Origin of the sequence: Hephaestia caeni (assembly GCF_003550065.1) — a bacterium.
Lineage (GTDB): Bacteria > Pseudomonadota > Alphaproteobacteria > Sphingomonadales > Sphingomonadaceae > Sphingomonas > Sphingomonas caeni_A.
The window spans coordinates 80,948-97,872 of sequence record NZ_QXDC01000003.1; the positions used below are offsets into that span (position 1 = coordinate 80,948).

Annotated in this window: 18 protein-coding genes; 11 read left to right on the plus strand and 7 right to left on the minus strand. The window is 66.1% G+C overall.

Going from position 1 to position 16,925, the window contains the following annotated elements; all coding sequences use genetic code 11:
- The first annotated feature begins 27 nt into the window (after nucleotides 1–27).
- The 7 genes from proB to lptG all read left to right on the plus strand — a co-directional run bounded on the left by proB (nucleotide 28) and on the right by lptG (nucleotide 8,092).
- A complete protein-coding gene (proB, locus tag DFR49_RS08895; protein WP_119035429.1) occupies nucleotides 28–1,158 on the plus strand; it encodes a glutamate 5-kinase in 1,131 nt (376 codons plus the stop codon).
- Entirely contained in the window at nucleotides 1,155–2,060 is a 906-nt protein-coding gene (locus tag DFR49_RS08900; protein ID WP_119035430.1) for an NAD-dependent epimerase/dehydratase family protein, read from the plus strand. Before proB ends, DFR49_RS08900 begins: the two co-directional genes overlap by 4 nt.
- 65 nt (nucleotides 2,061–2,125) lie before the next feature.
- Nucleotides 2,126–2,371, plus strand: a complete 246-nt coding sequence (locus DFR49_RS08905; RefSeq protein WP_119035431.1) for an acyl carrier protein — start codon at nucleotides 2,126–2,128, stop codon at nucleotides 2,369–2,371.
- 114 nt (nucleotides 2,372–2,485) lie between these two features.
- Nucleotides 2,486–3,709: a serine palmitoyltransferase gene (gene spt, locus DFR49_RS08910; RefSeq protein WP_119035432.1), complete on the plus strand. Its 1,224-nt coding sequence runs from the start codon at nucleotides 2,486–2,488 to the stop codon at nucleotides 3,707–3,709.
- A 62-nt stretch (nucleotides 3,710–3,771) separates the two neighbouring features.
- Nucleotides 3,772–5,733, plus strand: a complete 1,962-nt coding sequence (locus DFR49_RS08915; protein WP_211325850.1) for an ATP-binding protein — start codon at nucleotides 3,772–3,774, stop codon at nucleotides 5,731–5,733.
- A gap of 71 nt (nucleotides 5,734–5,804) precedes the next feature.
- A complete protein-coding gene (gene lptF, locus DFR49_RS08920; RefSeq protein WP_211325851.1) occupies nucleotides 5,805–6,998 on the plus strand; it encodes an LPS export ABC transporter permease LptF in 1,194 nt (397 codons plus the stop codon).
- Nucleotides 6,995–8,092, plus strand: coding sequence for an LPS export ABC transporter permease LptG (lptG, locus tag DFR49_RS08925; RefSeq protein WP_119035434.1), 1,098 nt, complete (start codon nucleotides 6,995–6,997; stop codon nucleotides 8,090–8,092). Before lptF ends, lptG begins: the two co-directional genes overlap by 4 nt.
- Nucleotides 8,093–8,125: 33 nt before the next feature.
- Here lptG and DFR49_RS08930 read toward each other — a convergent pair whose 3' ends face one another.
- Nucleotides 8,126–9,214, minus strand: a complete 1,089-nt coding sequence (locus DFR49_RS08930; RefSeq protein ID WP_119035435.1) for a fatty acid desaturase family protein — start codon at nucleotides 9,212–9,214, stop codon at nucleotides 8,126–8,128.
- 290 nt (nucleotides 9,215–9,504) lie between these two features.
- Here DFR49_RS08930 and DFR49_RS08935 point away from each other — a divergent pair, with 290 nt between their 5' ends.
- Both DFR49_RS08935 and dcd read left to right on the plus strand, forming a co-directional pair.
- Nucleotides 9,505–10,659, plus strand: coding sequence for a GNAT family protein (locus DFR49_RS08935; RefSeq protein ID WP_119035436.1), 1,155 nt, complete (start codon nucleotides 9,505–9,507; stop codon nucleotides 10,657–10,659).
- A gap of 35 nt (nucleotides 10,660–10,694) precedes the next feature.
- The gene (dcd, locus tag DFR49_RS08940; protein ID WP_119035437.1) at nucleotides 10,695–11,249 is read left to right on the plus strand and encodes a dCTP deaminase; all 555 of its coding nucleotides are present in this window, start codon (nucleotides 10,695–10,697) and stop codon (nucleotides 11,247–11,249) included.
- Nucleotides 11,250–11,440: 191 nt separating this feature from the next.
- On the opposite strand, the gene DFR49_RS08945 is transcribed toward dcd, so the two are convergent.
- The 4 genes from DFR49_RS08945 to DFR49_RS08960 form a co-directional block, all read right to left on the minus strand.
- Nucleotides 11,441–11,869 (minus strand): ExbD/TolR family protein, encoded by a 429-nt coding sequence (locus DFR49_RS08945; RefSeq protein WP_119035438.1) that lies wholly within the window; start codon nucleotides 11,867–11,869, stop codon nucleotides 11,441–11,443.
- A 25-nt stretch (nucleotides 11,870–11,894) separates the two neighbouring features.
- Nucleotides 11,895–12,377, minus strand: a complete 483-nt coding sequence (locus DFR49_RS08950; protein ID WP_119035439.1) for an ExbD/TolR family protein — start codon at nucleotides 12,375–12,377, stop codon at nucleotides 11,895–11,897.
- A 90-nt stretch (nucleotides 12,378–12,467) separates the two neighbouring features.
- Nucleotides 12,468–13,241, minus strand: a complete 774-nt coding sequence (locus DFR49_RS08955; RefSeq protein ID WP_119035440.1) for a MotA/TolQ/ExbB proton channel family protein — start codon at nucleotides 13,239–13,241, stop codon at nucleotides 12,468–12,470.
- A 93-nt stretch (nucleotides 13,242–13,334) separates the two neighbouring features.
- Entirely contained in the window at nucleotides 13,335–13,994 is a 660-nt protein-coding gene (locus tag DFR49_RS08960; protein WP_119035441.1) for an energy transducer TonB, read from the minus strand.
- A 226-nt stretch (nucleotides 13,995–14,220) separates the two neighbouring features.
- Between DFR49_RS08960 and DFR49_RS08965 the strand changes: the two genes are divergently transcribed.
- Nucleotides 14,221–15,075: a hypothetical protein gene (locus DFR49_RS08965; RefSeq protein WP_245968327.1), complete on the plus strand. Its 855-nt coding sequence runs from the start codon at nucleotides 14,221–14,223 to the stop codon at nucleotides 15,073–15,075.
- A 28-nt stretch (nucleotides 15,076–15,103) separates the two neighbouring features.
- Here DFR49_RS08965 and DFR49_RS08970 read toward each other — a convergent pair whose 3' ends face one another.
- Together DFR49_RS08970 and DFR49_RS08975 are read right to left on the minus strand one after the other, a co-directional pair.
- The gene (locus DFR49_RS08970) at nucleotides 15,104–15,475 is read right to left on the minus strand and encodes a dihydroneopterin aldolase (protein ID WP_119035442.1); all 372 of its coding nucleotides are present in this window, start codon (nucleotides 15,473–15,475) and stop codon (nucleotides 15,104–15,106) included.
- A 148-nt stretch (nucleotides 15,476–15,623) separates the two neighbouring features.
- Nucleotides 15,624–16,256, minus strand: coding sequence for a glutathione S-transferase family protein (locus DFR49_RS08975; protein ID WP_119035443.1), 633 nt, complete (start codon nucleotides 16,254–16,256; stop codon nucleotides 15,624–15,626).
- A 103-nt stretch (nucleotides 16,257–16,359) separates the two neighbouring features.
- Between DFR49_RS08975 and DFR49_RS08980 the strand changes: the two genes are divergently transcribed.
- The gene (locus tag DFR49_RS08980; RefSeq protein ID WP_119035444.1) at nucleotides 16,360–16,863 is read left to right on the plus strand and encodes a GNAT family N-acetyltransferase; all 504 of its coding nucleotides are present in this window, start codon (nucleotides 16,360–16,362) and stop codon (nucleotides 16,861–16,863) included.
- The last annotated feature ends 62 nt before the right edge of the window (nucleotides 16,864–16,925 follow it).

The window sequence follows — 16,925 nt, forward strand, 5'->3', positions numbered from 1 at the left end:
GGGCGTTTGAAATGACAGGAGACGCGCTTGGAGAATGAAGCCAACCGCTTTTCCCCCGGCACCTGCCCGCGGCTGATCGTCAAGGTCGGTTCGGCGCTGCTCGTCAGCCACGAAGGCGAAGTCCATACCGATTGGGTCGAGACGCTGGTCGCCGACATCGCCGGCCGCGCGCAAGCCGGGCAGCAGGTCGCGATCGTCAGCTCGGGCGCGATCGCGCTCGGCGCGCGACGGTTGGCACTGCCGGGCGGCGGCCGCAACAGCCTGGAAGACGCGCAGGCGGCGGCCGCGACCGGCCAGATCGCGCTCGCGCACATGTGGTCCGACCTGCTGTCGGCGCGCGGGATGACGGCCGCTCAGGTGCTGGTGACGCTCGACGACCTCGAGGATCGCCGCCGTTATCTCAACGCATCGGCGACGCTGGGCCGGCTGCTCGGACTCGGCGTCATCCCGATCATCAACGAGAACGACACCGTCGCGACCGAACGCATCCGCTTCGGCGACAACGATCGCCTCGCCGCGCGGATCGGCCAGGCGTCGGACGCGAGCGGCGTGATCCTGTTGTCGGACATCGACGGGCTGTACGATTCGAACCCACACACCAACCCGGACGCCACGCTGATCCCCGTCGTCGAGACGATCGACGGCGAGATCGAAGCGATGGCCGATCGCAAATCCTCGTCGGGCATGGGATCGGGCGGCATGGTCTCCAAGATCGAGGCGGCGCGGATCGCGACCGCCGCGGGGATCGACCTCGCGATCATCTCGGGCCACGGGCCACACGCGCTGGCGCGCTTCACGCATACCGGCCACGGCACGGTCTTCGTCGGCGAAGGCCACCCGACCGCACGCAAGGCATGGATCGCAGGCGGCCTCACCTCGGGCGGCACGATCCGCGTCGACGAGGGTGCGGCGAAGGCGTTGCGCGCGGGCAACAGCCTGCTTTCGGCGGGCGCCACCGCGGTCGAAGGCAATTTCGCGCGCGGCGACATCGTCGAGATCGTCTCAACCAAGGGCCGTCGCATCGCGCGCGGCCTGTGCGAATATGATTCAGCCGCCGCGCGCCTCATCATCGGCAAGCGCACCGACGAATTGACCGAGATTCTCGGCCACGCCCCGCGCGCCGCGCTGGTCCACCGCAACCATATGGCGCTGGTGTGAGCACGCTCGCGCTGACCGGCGGCACCGGGTTCGTCGGCGGGGCGCTGATCGATCGCGCGATCGCGGCAGGTCACGATGTTCGTGCGCTCACCCGGCGGCCGCAGCCCGAGCGCGAGGGGGTGGTCTGGATCGATGGTGCGCTCGATTCCCCAGACTCGCTCGACCGGCTGGTCGCCGGCGCCGACGCGGTGATCCACGTCGCGGGCGTGGTCAATGCGCCCGATCGCGCAGGGTTCGTCGCGGGCAATGTCGAGGGGACGCGCGCGATCGTCGTCGCCGCCGAACGGGTGGGCGTGCGGCGCTTCATTCACGTCTCGTCGCTCGCCGCGCGCGAACCCGCGCTCTCGGCCTATGGCTGGTCGAAGGCAGAGGCCGAGAAGGTCGTCGAAGCCTCCGCACTCGATTGGGTGATGGTGCGCCCGCCCGCGATCTACGGCCCCGGCGACATGGAGATGCGCGACCTGTTCCGGCTGGCGCGGTGGGGAATCGCCTTGCTGCCGCCGCCGGGCAAACTCTCGGTGATCGAGGTGTCCGATCTGGCACGGCTGCTGCTCGCACTGGTCGATGCGCGCTCCAACCGCCGCGTGCTCGAAGCCGATGACGGCAAGCCCGGCGGCTGGACCCACGACGAATTCGCACGCGCGATCGGCCACGCGGTCGGCCAGCGGGTAATGCCGATGGCGCTGCCGCAACCGTTGCTCCGCCTCGCCGCGCGCGGCGACCGGCTGGTGCGCGGCGCCCGCGCCAAGCTGACGCCCGATCGGGTGGCGTATTTCTGCCACCCCGACTGGAGGATCGACGCGGAAAAGCGCCCCGATCCAGCATTCTGGCGGCCCGAGGTGCCGACATTGGAAGGGCTTGCCGCGACCGCGCGATGGTATCGTGCCCATTCGCTGCTATAGGCGAGCCGAAATGCCGCCGCATTTGCGCGTCAGATGCGGATTCAACCAAAAAGTGAAAGCAAGCCATGAGCGACCGCCAGCAGACCTTCGACAAGGTTGCCGAACTGATCGCGCCTTTCAACAAGAAGGGCGTCACGCTGGGCGAGGCGACGACCTTCCAGGGCGATCTCGAATGGGACAGCCTGACGGTGATGGATTTCGTCGCCGCGATCGAGGACGAGTTCGACATCCTGATCACGATGAACATGCAGGCCGAGATCGAGACCGTCGGCCAGTTGGTCGATGCGGTCGAGAAACTGAAGACACAATAATTCCGTTCGCCCTGAGCTTGTCGAAGGGCCGTTCTTTCTTCGAAGCGGTAAGAAGAACGGTGCTTCGACAACCCCGGATCAAGTCCGGGGACGAACGGTTGGGATTATGAGCCGATGACCGATACCACCACCCCCGCACGCGACCTGATGAGCAAGTTCGATCCGCTGATCGCCGAACGCCAGGCGCTGATCGATTCGGGCGTCACCGATCCCTTCGCGATCGTCATGGAACAGGTGAAATCGCCCACCGAAGCGGTGATCAAGGGCAAGGACACGATCCTGCTCGGCACCTATAATTACATGGGGATGACCTTCGATCCCGACGTGGTTCAGGCGGGCAAGGACGCGCTCGACCAGTTCGGATCGGGCACCAACGGCAGCCGGATGCTCAACGGCACCTTCCGCGACCATGTCGGCGTCGAACAGGCGCTGCGCGACTTTTACGGCATGTCGGGCGCGATCGTCTTTTCGACCGGCTATATGGCCAATCTGGGGATGATCTCGACGCTCGCGGGCAAGGGCGATTACGTCATCCTCGATGCCGACAGCCACGCATCGATCTACGACGGCTGCAAACAGGGCGTGGCCGAGATCGTCCGCTTTCGCCACAATTCGGTCGAGGACCTCGACAAACGGCTCGGCCGCCTGCCCGCCGAAGCGGGCAAGCTGGTGGTGCTCGAAGGCGTCTATTCGATGCTCGGCGATATCGCGCCGCTCAAGGACATGGTCGCGGTCGCGAAGAAGCACGGCTGCATGGTGCTGGTCGACGAAGCCCATTCGATGGGCTTTTTCGGCCCCAACGGGCGCGGCGTATACGAAGACCAGGGGCTGGAGGGCGAGGTCGATTTCGTCGTCGGCACCTTTTCCAAATCGGTCGGCACCGTCGGCGGCTTCTGCGTGTCGAACCATCCCAAGTTCGAGGCGATCCGGCTCGCGTGCCGCCCCTATATCTTCACCGCCAGCCTGCCGCCCTCGGTAGTGGCGACGGCGGAGGTCTCGATCCGCAAGCTGATGCACGCCCACAACAAGCGCGCACATCTGTGGGAAAACGCCCGCACGCTCCATAACGGGCTCACCGAAATGGGCTTCACCCTCGGCACCAAGACACCCGATTCGGCGGTCATCGCGGTCCTTCTGGACGATCAAGAGCAAGCGGTCGCGATGTGGCAGGCGCTGCTCGACGGCGGCCTTTACGTCAATATGGCGCGCCCGCCGGCAACCCCCGCGGGCATTTTCCTGCTGCGCTGCTCGGTGTGCGCCGAACATAGCAGTGCGCAGATCAGCACTATTCTAAAAATGTTCCGTGCCGCGGGGCAGGCCGTGGGCGCGATCGGCTGAGCCGAACCAATGCCCTAGGCGCGCGACCCGCGTTTGGCTAAACTCAGCGACGAATGGACGAAATGGCGGGCGCACATCCGGGGACTGGGGCTCCGATCGTCCACTGGCGGATCATCTTGCTGGTGGTCGCGGCGGTGTTGGGGATCGGCGTGCTCACCGCGCTGGTAATCACCGTATCGGGCGCCGACCGCGAGCGGGACCGCGCGCTGCGGCTGCAATCGCACAGCTACGAAGTCATGATCCTGACCGGCGGGCTGGCGAGCACGCTCCGGCAGGCCGAGGCATCGCTCGGCCGCTACGTCATTTCGGGCGATCGCCAGCTCGGCCGACTCTATTACGAGCAATGGGCGCGCGCCGGGCGGCAACTCGATCGACTCGACCAGGTGACCGGCGACGATCCCGGCCAGCAGGCCCGGATCATCCGTCTGCGCACGGCCTATACCGAACGCGGCGCCGCGCTTTCCGATACCGCGCTCAGCACCTTCTACAACAAGAACAGCCAGGCGCTGGCGCGCTTCTACAAGGCTCGCGCAAGCGACTCGCTCAATACGGTCAACCGCATGCTCGACGAGATCGTCGCGCACGAACGCACGCTGCTGGGCGATCGCACCAAGACGGCAGCGGCAACGATCGACCGCGCGAACCGGGTGGTGAAGATCCTGGTCGCGTTCGGCACGCTGATCGTGCTCGCGATGATCGTGCTCGGCTGGCTCGCCGTGCGCGCGCTCGGCCAACGCGCCGCCGCGCGCGCCGAGGCCGAGGCCGATCGGCTGCGGGTCGAAGGCCTTGAGGAGATGATCGCCGATGCGACCGCCGAACTGAAGCAGCAGGCCGCCGAGAACGCCGAAACCGAAACGAAGCTGCGCCAGGTCCAGAAAATGGAGGCTGTCGGCCAGCTTACCGGCGGCATCGCGCACGATTTCAACAATATGCTCGCGGTCGTCCTAGGCGGGCTCGAACTCGCAAAGCGCAACGTATCGACCGATCCGGCGACCGCGACCCGCTATATCGACAACGCCACCGAGGGCGCCAACCGCGCCGCCGCGCTCACGCGCCGCCTTCTCGCCTTCTCGCGCGCCGAAGCATTGCTTCCCGAAGCGATCGACGCCGGCGCGCTGATCGCGGGGATGACCGAATTGCTCGATCGCACGATCGGCGATGCGATCACGGTCGAGACGCGCACGGGCGACACCGACTGGCGGATCTGGGCCGATCGCCACCAGCTCGAGAACGCGCTGCTCAACCTCGCCGTCAACGCGCGCGATGCGATGGAGGGGCGGGGCACGTTGACGATCGCGGTCGACGGCGCGACGCTCGCCGCCGAGGAGATCGGCCGGTGCGCGGCGGGCGATTATGTCCGCATCGCAGTGTCCGACACCGGTTGCGGCATGACGCCCGACGTGCTCGAGCGCGTGTTCGAGCCGTTTTTCACCACCAAGCCGGTCGGCAAGGGCACCGGGCTCGGCCTCAGCCAGATCTTCGGCTTCCTGCGCCAGTCGGACGGCGAGATCGCGATCGCCTCGACGCCCGGCGAGGGCACCACCGTCACCGTCTACCTGCCGCGTCACGTCGGCGAAGCGGTCGCCGCGGCCGACCGCGAGACCGGCGAGCCCGCCGCCCTTCCCGTCGTCGGGGCGATCGAGGTGCTCGTCGTCGAAGACGATCCGCGCGTGCTCGCCGCCACGGTCGGGGCGATCGAGGAACTGGGCCACCGCCCGATCGCGTGCGGCGATCCGCTGCTCGCGCCCTCGGTGCTCGCGCGGCATCCCCAGATCGAGCTGATCGTCTCCGACGTGCTGATGCCCACCCAGACCGGGCCGGAAATGATCGCGGCACTGGCGCCGCTCAACCGCCACCTCGCGGTGCTGTTCGTCACCGGCTATTCGGGCGAGGCGACGGGGGCCGATTTCCACGGGCACACCGTCCTGCGCAAGCCGTATACGCTCGCCGGGCTCGAAGCCGCGATCGCGACCGCGATGGCGGTCGAACGCGCCGCACCGCCGCACCGGGTCGCCGCCGAATAGGGCTGACGCGCGGCGCGCGCGCCGATATAGCGGGCGCTCCACGCATTATCGGGACCACCGGCGCGACCGCCATGAAATCGATCGATCGCTATCTGGCCCGGCTGATCGCGGTGCCGTTGATCTCGACGTTGCTGATCGCGGCGATGCTGCTCGTGCTCGATCGCATGCTGCGATTGTTCGAGTTCGTCGCGACCGAGGGCGGGCCGATCAGCGTCGTCTGGCGGATGCTCGCCAATCTGCTGCCCGAATATCTGGGGCTCGGCATCCCGATCGGGCTACTGCTCGGCATCATGCTCGCCTTCCGGCGGCTCGCCACCTCGTCCGAACTCGATGTGATGCGCGGCCTCGGCATGAGCTATGGGCGGCTGCTGCGCGTGCCGATGATGTACGCGCTGGTGCTCGCCGCACTCAACCTCGCGATCGTCGGCTATGTCCAGCCCTATGCGCGCTTCCAGTACGAACGGCTGCGCTTCGAACTGCGCTCGGGCGCGCTCGGCGCCTCGATCAAGGTCGGCGAGTTCACGCATTTCGGCAAGGATATGACGCTCAGGATCGAGCGCAGCCGCGACGACGGCCGGCAATTGTCGGGCATCTTCGTCCATGCCGACACCAAGACGGGCAGTTCCTATTCGGCCAATGCCGAGCGCGGCCAGTTCCTCGCCACCGACGATCCCGACGTCATCATCTTCCGGCTGACCAACGGCACGCTGGTCAACGACGCGCCCGGATACCGGACGCCGCGCGTGCTCACCTTCACCTCGCACGATCTGCCGATCAACCTGCCCAAGTTCGAAACCTTCCGCGCGCGCGGCGGCCGCAACCTCGAACGTACGCTGCCCGAGCTGGTGCGCTACAGCCGCGATCCCGGCGCGTCGGCGGAAGTGCGCGATACCTCGCGCGCCGAATTCCATTTCCGCATCGCCGAGGTCGCGACGATGCTGCTGCTGCCGCTGCTCGCGGTCTCGCTGGGGGTGCCGCCCAAGCGATCGACCTCGGCGCTCGGCGTGTTCCTGGGCATCGTGATGATCGTCAGCTACCACAAGGTGAACCAATACGCCGCCGATATCGGCGGGCTCGGCCGCATCGATCCGCTGATCGCCTTGTGGGTGCCGTTCCTGATCTTCGCCGCGCTGATCCTGTGGATGTACCACACGATCGCCTATGTGCCCGGCGGCCAGCCGATCGGCGGGCTCGAACGCGCCTTCGCCAAGCTCGCCAAGGCGGTGACGCGCTGGCTGCCCGGCCGCCGCAAGGCGCGCGCATGAGCCAGGCGAGTTTCTTCCCGTCGCGCACCGTGGCCTTCTACATGGTGCGGATGTTCCTGGTGCGGACGTTCGTGATCGTCGCCGCGCTGGTACTGGTGCTCCAGACGCTTGATCTGCTCAGCGAATCGGGCAATATTCTCGCGTTTCCGGGCAACGGCCAGGGCGAGGTGTGGCGCTACGTCTCACTGCGCAGCCCGCAGATCATCGCCTTCGTGCTCCCCTTCTCGGTGTTGCTCGGCACGATCGTCACGCTCGCGACGATGAACCAGAACAGCGAGGTGATCGCGCTCAAGGGCGCAGGGCTGTCGGCGCATCAGGTGCTGGCGCCGCTGATCCTCGCGGGGTTGGCGGTGTCGATGATCTCGTTCGCGTTCAACGACCGCATCGTCGCGCGCGCCAGCGCGACGCTCGATCAATGGAAGGCGGTCGAATACGGCCCGCTGCCGATCGATCGGGGCGATCGCACCAACGTCTGGGTGCGCGACGGCGACGATCTGATCCGTGTTGGCCAGATCCGCGGCCGGGGCGATGCAGCGCAGCTCGGCACCGTCACCGTCTACGATCGCACCGACGGGCGGCTGACCGGCATGCTGGCGGCGCCGCGGGGCGTTCGCGACGGTGACGGCTGGCGGATCGGCCCGGTCAAGAGCTTCGACGTCGCCAGCGGCCGGCTCACCACGCTCGACAGCGTCGTGATCGGCCACGGCGTACGCCCCGATCAGTTCACGCTTTCCAATATCAACGCCGACGGATTGTCGTTCGGCGCGCTCAAGGAAGCGATCGACGATCTCGATGCCGCGGGCCGCCCCACCAAGACGCTGGAGGGCGCGCTGTGGCACAAATTGTCGGGGCCGCTTTCGGCGATGCTGATGCCGATTCTCGGCGCGGTGGCGGCGTTCGGGCTGGCGCGATCGGGCAAACTCTTCGTCCGCGCGGTGATCGGCATGGCGCTGGGCTTCGCCTTTTTCGTCGCCGACAATTTCGCACTCGCGATGGGCAGCCTCGGCGCTTATCCGCCCTTCCTCGCGGCGTGGGCGCCGTTCCTGCTGTTCCTGATGATCGGCGAAGCGGTGCTGATCCGCACCGAGGAATGAGTTCTACCCGCTGATGTGAGGCAGTGCCGCCAATCAGCCGAGCCGCATCGTGCTCCGCGCGATCTTGGCGATCAGCCCCGGCATGCCCTTGTAGTTTGCCTTGTTATAGGGCGAATCGGCTTCCACCGCGGCGGTGATACGGCGGTGCGCCTCGCCAAGCGCATGATAGGGCACGCCCGGCAGCAGGTGATGCAGCGCGTGATAGCGCAGCCCCACGGGCGCCCACAACGCGGGCAGCGTCGCCGGCGGGGGAACGTTGACCGAATCGAGATATTGCGCGGTGACGCTCATCGGCTCGCCGTCATTCTCCCACAGATGCGCGACCAGGGTGCGCACCTGGTTGAGCAATGCGACCCCCGACGCGATCGCAAGAACAATCGCGAAGGTCGGGAGCGGGATCACCCCCGTCGCGACCAGCGCGAGGAGCGCGATCGCCCAGACGCTCGCCGCCGCCTCGACGCGGTGCCACAGCCGCTTCGCCTCACCTTCGGGCGCGCGGCGGCGAAAGCGCGGGTTGATCGCCAGCGCCGAATAACGCTCGACCACCGTCTTGCGCAGCCCCGGCACGACCAGCGACAGCGGCGTCAGGATCGCATAGCGGATCAGCAGCCCCACTGGTGCCAGCGCCGCGATCACGATGAACGCGGGTAGCGTCCACGGCTTCATCAGCGCGAGCGGCAGATACTCGGGATCGTCGGCGGTGCCGTACCGCGTCTTGGCGTGGTGCAGATTGTGCACGCCTTCGTACATGAACGAGGGCGTCAGCATCGGCACGCCGACCAGCGCATTCCAGCCGAGCCGGAAACCGGGCATCGCAGCGTGCTTGATATGCGTCAGTTCGTGGATGAAGCTGAGCGCGCGATAGAGCGCGAGCACCGCCACCACCCCGGCCGCGACCGCCCAGCCGCCCGTCAGCGTGACCGCACCGGCCAACGCACCATAGCCGATCGCCACCGACGCCAGCAGATCGGCCCAATAGATCGCCGGGCGCGGCGTATTGAGATCGCGCGTCAGCTCCGCCGCGGCGCGCAGCATCGCCTTGTCGTCCGCGATCCGCAGCCGCGGCGCAGGCGCAGCCCCGGCCGCAGCGCGGCGCGCGTTCGAGGGAAGCGTGGTATCCATGATCGGGTGCATTGGCGAGAAATAGTGGCTGGAGCATGGCGTTGCCAGTGCCAGATCGTCACACGTCGCCGACGTCGATCGATCAGAGCGATCAGCGGCGCCGATCAAAGGCGGCGTGGTTGAATCCGGTTGCGGCACCGGCCCTCTCCCCCGCCCCGCCTCCCATGCAGTATAATTACTTGGGAGGCGGGGCGGGGGAGAGGGCCGGTGCCGCCTGCCACACAAATGCGGCCTCGTCATCGCCATCTTCGCCCGCTACAGCGCGGCGATCCTGTATCGAAAGGCAGAACGTGGCAAACACCCTGACGATCCGACCCGTCCTTTCCAAGGCCGATCGCAAGGCGTTCGTCGACCTGCCCTTCCACCTCTATCACGACGATCCCAACTGGGTGCCCCCGCTCAAGACCGAGGCGCTGGGGTTGATCACGCCCGAAAAAAACGGCTGGTTCAGCCATGCCGAAGCGCAACTCTTTCTCGCCGAGCGCGACGGCCGTATCGTCGGGCGCATCTCGGCGCATATCGACACGCTGGCGCAGACCATGCCCGCCGAGCAGGGCTTCGGCCCCGGCTGCGGCCAGTTCGGGCTGATGGAAGCTGTGGACGAGGCGGTTTTCACCGCGCTGCTCGCCACCGCCGAAGCCTGGTTGCGCGAGCGCGGCATCACGCGCGTGATCGGGCCGATCAGCATGTCGATCTGGGAGGAACCGGGGCTGCTGATCGAAGGCTATGATCATCCGCCGACGGTGATGATGGGCCACGCCAAGCCCGAATATCGCGACTGGATCGAACGCGCGGGGTTCACGCCCGTCAAGCAGTTGATGACCTATGATCTCGACATCACCCAGGAATTCCCGCCGATCGTCAAGCGCATCATCCAGTCGGGCGAGCGCAATGATCGCATCGTCATCCGCGAGGTCGACAAATCGCAGTTCGAGCGCGAAGCCGCGATCATCCTTGCGATCCTCAACGATGCGTGGGCCGATAATTGGGGGTTCGTGCCGCTGACCCAGCCCGAGATCGACGATGTCGGCAAGAAATTGAAGCCGATCGTGTTCAACGACCTGATCCGCATCGCCGAACTCGACGGCCGGCCGGTCGCGTTCATGATCACGCTCCCCGATCTCAACGAGGCGATCAAGCCGCTGGGGGGCAGCCTGCTGCCGTTCGGCTGGGCGAAGCTGTTGTGGTGGCTGCGCAAGCCCAAGGTGCGCACGATGCGGGTGCCGTTGATGGGGGTTGTCAAGGAGCTGCAATCGTCGCGCATGGCGAGCCAGCTCGCCTTCATGATGATCGAGTATATCCGCCGCGCCTCGGTGGCCCATTATGGCGCGACCCGCGGCGAGATCGGCTGGATCCTCGACGACAACCAGGGGATGCGCGCGATCGCGGAGACGATCGATAGTCGCGTCAACAAAGTGTACCAGATTTACGAAAAGGCGTTGTGACGCGCCTTTTACCCATCATCCCGGAGACCGAATGAATGTCGATCATGTCCGACCGCTGGATTCGCGACGCCGCGCGCAACCATGCCATGATCGAGCCGTTCGAGGACGGCCAGCGCCGCGAGGGCATGATCAGCTACGGCCTGTCCTCCTACGGCTATGACGCGCGCGTCGCCGACGAGTTCAAGATCTTCACCAATGTCGACAGCGCGGTGGTGGACCCCAAGAATTTCGCGGCGAACAGCTTCGTCGATCGCAAGACCGACGTGTGCGTCATCCCGCCCAATAGCTTCGCGCTCGCCCGCACGGTGGAATATTTCCGCGTGCCCGACGACGTACTCGTGATCTGCCTCGGCAAATCGACCTATGCGCGTTGCGGGATCATCGTCAACGTGACCCCGCTCGAGCCCGGCTGGGAAGGGCATGTCACGCTCGAATTCTCGAACACGACGCCGCTGCCGGCGAAGGTCTACGCCAACGAAGGCGCGTGCCAGTTCCTGTTCCTGCAAGGCAACGAGCGCTGCGAGACGACCTATGCCGACCGCGCCGGCAAATATATGGGCCAACGCGGCGTCACGCTGCCCCGGCTATAGAGTGATTTCGAGCCGGATGGACTCATCCGGCGACTCGGAAATCACGGCGAACAAGAGAAAATCTGGAGTCGCTCCGGTTCAATCGGAACCGGATCGACTCCGGGCCAGCGCGGTTCTGAAGCAGCGGCGACGATAAAAAAGGGGCGACCCGAAGGCCGCCCTTACTTCGTGCCGTCGCTGGCGCGAAAAGGTTAGAAATCCCGATAATATTGCTCGTTGCCGATGAAACCCAGCTTGGTCACGCCCGAGCGCTTGATGATCGCCAGCACCGCATCGACCTTCGCGTAGCGCGCGTTGCGATCGGGCTGGAAGTGCAGTTCGGGCTCCGGGTTCATCGTCGTCGTCTGATCGAGATACTGACGCAGCGTCACATCGTCGACCGGCGCACCGTTCCACGCCACCACGCCCGCGGGATCGATCGAGATCTTGTTCTTGTCCGGCTCGATCGGATTCTGCTGCGCATTGGGGTCGTTCTGCGGCAGATCGACCTTAACCGCGTGGGTCTGGACGGGGATGGTGATGATGAACATGATGAGCAGAACGAGCATGACGTCGATCAACGGCGTCGTGTTCATTTCCATCATCGGTTCGCCGTCGTCTTGGCCACCACTCATTGACATGTCGTGTAACTCCTGACTCTCGCGCTCACAGACGCACCGAGCTGCCGCCCGGGGGCGGTTCGGAAATGAAGCCGACGCGCGCGAAGCCCGCCATCTGCATGGTGTAGATCGCCCCGCCGATGCAATGATACGGCGTGTCCACGTCGCCCCGGATATGGGCTTCGGGCAGTTCGAGGTCAGGGGCATTGACCCCGCCCTGGCGCGCGATCTCGAGCTTGAGCTTCTCGACCGCCCGGTCGAGCAGTTCCTGGCTCGTCACCTTGGTCATGTTCCAATAGACTTCGCAGTCACCGGTGGGACCGGCCTTGATCGAGAGCGACACGTTCTCGGGCTTGGTCGTGGTCGGGTCGAAGCGCACGTCGGGCAGCTTGACCGGCACCGACTGGATCACGACCGGAACCGCGATCAGGAAGATGATGAGGAGCACCAGCATGACGTCGACGAGCGGCGTCGTGTTGATGTCCGACATCGGGGTTTCGGTGGAGTCTCCACCAACGCTCATCGCCATTTGAGAGCTATCCTCTGCATTCTTGTCTACCGCCGACTCATCCGGCGACGGAAGAACCGGCGCCGCGTACCGGCGCCGGTTCCTGTCATTTTACGAGCGCTTCGGCGCGGCAGCGGCAGTCGCCGCGGCCGGCTTGGCGGCCGCCCGGGCGGGCGCATTCGTCGGCTTCACCGAACCGGCCGACGCCAGATAGCCGAGCACGTCGTTCGAGAAGGCCGACAGGTCTTCGGCGATCGACTTGTTGCGGCGCTGGAGCCAGTTGTAGGCGAGCACGGCGGGCACCGCGACGACGAGACCGAGCGCGGTCATGATCAGCGCCTCACCGACCGGGCCGGCGACCGCGTCGATCGACGCCTGGCCGGCCGCACCGATCTTGATGAGCGCGCGATAGATGCCGATAACCGTACCGAACAGGCCGATGAACGGCGCGGTGGCGCCGACCGTCGCGAGGAAGGCGAGTCCCGAGCCGAGCTTCGAGTTGATCGCCGCTTCCGACCGCGCGAGCGAGCCGTGAACCCAATCATGCGCCTCGACCGGATCGGTCAACTGGGCGTGCTGGTCCTGCGCGGCAAGCCCGTCGTCGACGATCTGCTTGTACGCGGAGTTCTTCTCGAGCTTGGCCGCGGCTTCGCGCAGATTGGGCGAATTCCAGAAGCTCTGCCGGACGCGCTTGGCCTGGTTCATGATCTTCTGCTGTTCGAACAGCTTGGTGAACAGGATGTAGAACGAGACGATCGACATGATGACGAGAATGCCGAACGTCACCTGCGAAATCAGGCCGCCTTCGCGAAGAGCGGGGATGAGGCCATACGGATTGTCGCCCGCGGGGGCCGCGGCGCCCGCGGCAAGAATGGTCATGAGCATTTGGCGTTGTTCCTTGTTAGATCAATATTTCGAACTGGAGACCGGGTCACGCGGGGCGGCGTGATCGCCACCCTGCGCTCCCGAAACCGGCGGTCAGCCGGTCAACTTCCACGTGACCGATTGTGTGAGCGAATCCGAAATCGGATTGCCGCTCTGGTCCTTCGCCGGCGTGAAGCGCACCCTCGATCGGAAGATGCGGCACGTCGTGTCGTCGAGCGAATCGTTGCCGCTCGATGACGTGACGGCACAGTTGGTGACCTTGCCATCGGTCCCCACTGTCAGGCGAACGCGCGTCGTGCCCTCGGCATTCTCGCGTTTCGCCTGCGACGGATAGTTGTCCGGCCCGAAAAACCGACCTGCATTGCCGCGGATCTTCGCCGACTGGTCGACGCGCGGCGCGGGCGGCGCCGGCGGCGCGGGCGGCACGGCGATCGGCGTCGGCACATACACCTTGGGCGGCGTCGGCACGGTGTTCATGATAACCGGCGGCGACGGCGTGCGCACGATCGGCGGCGGCGACACCACCGGCGGCGGCGTCATCGGCTGGTCGGGCGGCGGCGGCGGCGGCGGCTCGTCCGGCGGTGGCGGTGGCGGTGGCTCGACGTCGAACGTGTTCAACTTCTCCGAAACCTTCTTGACGTATTGGTACGCCAGGCCGGTCACGAAGGCATAGCCGAGCGCAACGTGGAGCAGGCCGACAATCACCAGCGCCACTACGCGACTTCCGCTCGCATTCCTATCAGCGTAGGCCATTCAGAAACGACACTCCCTCAATCCCAATGACAGGTCCGGCTTAATCTCATTCGATCCCGTCAGGCCGACCAATCCCGTTCAGGCTAACCCAGCCCGGCAGAGATCGCGAGTCTCTATCGACACCAATCGCTCGACGCAACGCCTTGTCTCACGCAATAAACGTACAAACGGCGTCTTGCAGAATTATTTCTGTATAGAACGATTGGTATCGCGTAACGCTACACGCATGTTTTACGTTCCCAAGGCGCTCCTCGCGGCGGCCGCCGCGCCGCTGCTTCTCGTCAGTCCCGCTTTCGGACAAAATGCAGAACAACCGGGAAGATACGCGCTTTCCGGCCCGCGCTATGCCGACTTCGCCGATCTCGTTCTCGCCGCGCCAATGATCGTCGACGCCGTGATCGCCAGCGTCGTGCGAATCAAGGGCGAGGAGGCCGCCGGCGTCGCGCCCGGCATGATGCGATTCTACGTCAATGCCGAGGTTCAGACGCTGATCCGTGGATCGTCGGGCATCCCCAAAAAGGTCGGCTATCTGGTCGACGTGCCGGTCGATTCGCTGGGCAAGACCCCCAAGTTGAAGCATCTGCGCGTGCTGCTGTTCGCCCGCCCGGTCGCGAATCGGCCCGATCAGATCCAGCTCGTCGCGCCCGACGCGCAGCGCCCGTGGTCGCCCGCGGCGGACGCGCTGGCGCGCCGGATCGCGCGCGACGCGGTGGCGGCCGATGCACCGCCGGTGATCACCGGCGTGGGCAATGCCTTCCATGTGCCCGGATCACTTCCCGGCGAGGGCGAGACGCAGATTTTCCTCGCGACCGCCGACGGCAGCCCGGTCTCGCTCAGCATCCTGAGCCGGCCCGGCGAGCAGAAGCGCTGGGCGGTCGCATTGAGCGAGATCGTCGACAATGCGGCGGCCCCGCCCCGGCCCGATACGCTGCTCTGGTATCGCCTCGCCTGCGCGCTACCGCCCGAACTGCCCCAATCGAGCCTCGATACGGCCGATCCGGCGAGCGCCAGCCAGGCCCGCGCCGATTACCGGTTCGTGCTGCGCTCGCTCGGCCCGTGCGATCGCAGCCACTCTTATTGACGATTCGGCACCGGTTCGAATCCAACTCTCAGCGGCGGTGACGCACCAGCGTGATCCCGATCGATTCGCCCGCCTCGGCGATCGCGAGCTTGACGATTCGCACCGCGACGCGCGCGACGCGTTCGTCCTGTAGAAACAACGTTTCGGCGATAAAGTCCGCGACGCCCTCGATCAATATGAAGTGCCGGCCCTCGGGCAGGTCGGTCGCCGCGCGTTTGAGATCGAGATAATTCTTCGAATCGCCCAGCGGCGAATCGGGGGTGAAGCGATCGGGGCAATCGAGATCGACCGTCAGCGAAATCCTGAGCGGCTGCGGCAGGTGCGTCTCCTCCGAATAGATGCCGGTGAGCACCGGCGCTTCGAGATCGTGGACTTCGAGCTGGAGACGGTCGCGCTGCATGGCCGCGCCCTTAGGCCCGCCCTCAGCAAACGGCAACGGGCGTATGCTCTGTCTGGCGGCACCGGACTTCTATTGGGAATGCGCCTATGGCGCATTGCGGCCCCGGCGCGGAAATCGCTCTCCCGCGATTTCCCAAGCAAACTCCCTTTCAGGCCGCCGCGCTCGGCCGGGCGGTCGCGGCGGCGTGCCAGCGCGCGATGTTGCCGTCGCCCTCGGGCACCGCGAGCCGCGTCGCGCGGGCGAAATCGATCGTCACCAGCGCGGTGATGTCGGCGAAGCTGTAGCCGCCGCCCGCGATCCATTCGGTCTCGCCCAGCCGCGCATCGAGCCCCTCGACGAAGGCATTCCACATGATCGCCCCGCGCGTCGCTAACTCGGGAATCTGTGGAATCGGCGGCCATTTCCCCGATGCGGCGCGATCCTTGAACGCATCGCGGCTGTTGCGGAAGGCGTAGACCACGGCGGTATAGCCATCATTCTCGATCCGCCGCGTCCACGATTCGATTCGCGCGATCTCGATCGGGCTCGTCCCGAACAGCGGCGGATCGGGCTGGAGAGCTTCGAAATAGCGGCAGATCGCCGCCGATTCGCAGATCACTTCGCCATCGTCGAGTTCGAGCGCAGGCACCGCCCCGCGCGCGTTGATCGCGAGATAGGCGTCACCGCGCTGCTCGTCCGAGCGCAGATCGACCATGACGCGTTCGACCTCGATCCCCTTTTCGGCGAGATAGACGCGCACCCGGCGCGGGCTCGGCGCCCATTCGGCATCGTACAGCTTCATCCCGATCACCGCCCTTTCGTGATTCGCGCTTGCCAGAACCTCTCACAGAGCTAAAGCGCGCCGCCCCGGCCGTCCATCGTGCCGGCCCTGGAGGATATGCCCGGTGCCGCAGTTCGTGCCCCTTTCCGAGATCGACGACGCCGCCGTGGAGCACTTGCTCGACCGCGCGTTCGGCACCGATCGGCACGCGCGGACCGCCTATAAGGTGCGCGAAGGCACGGCGCCGATCGCGGCGCTGAGCCTTGCGCTCGTCGAGGATGGCGCGCTCCTCGGGACGATCCAGTGCTGGCCGGTGGCGCTTGCGGGCGACGATGGCCGTGCCTGGCCGCTGGTGATGGTCGGCCCGGTCGCGATCGATCCGCCGCGGCAGCAACACGGGCTGGGGCACCTGCTGATGGAAAAGATGCTCGCCGCCGCGGCCGCGATCGGCGCGAGCGAACGGCTGATGCTTGTCGGCGATCCCGAATATTACGGGCGCTTCTTCGGCTTCACCGCCGATCGGACCGGCCAATGGCGCCTGCCCGGGCCAGTCGAGCGCCACCGCCTGCTCGCGCGCGGCGCCGATATCCCCGATCGCCCCGGCCTGCTCGGGCCGCGTTTTTGTTAGAGACTCGCACCGGCCCGCTCCCCCACCCCACCTCCCAAGTCATTATACTTGCATGGGAGGTG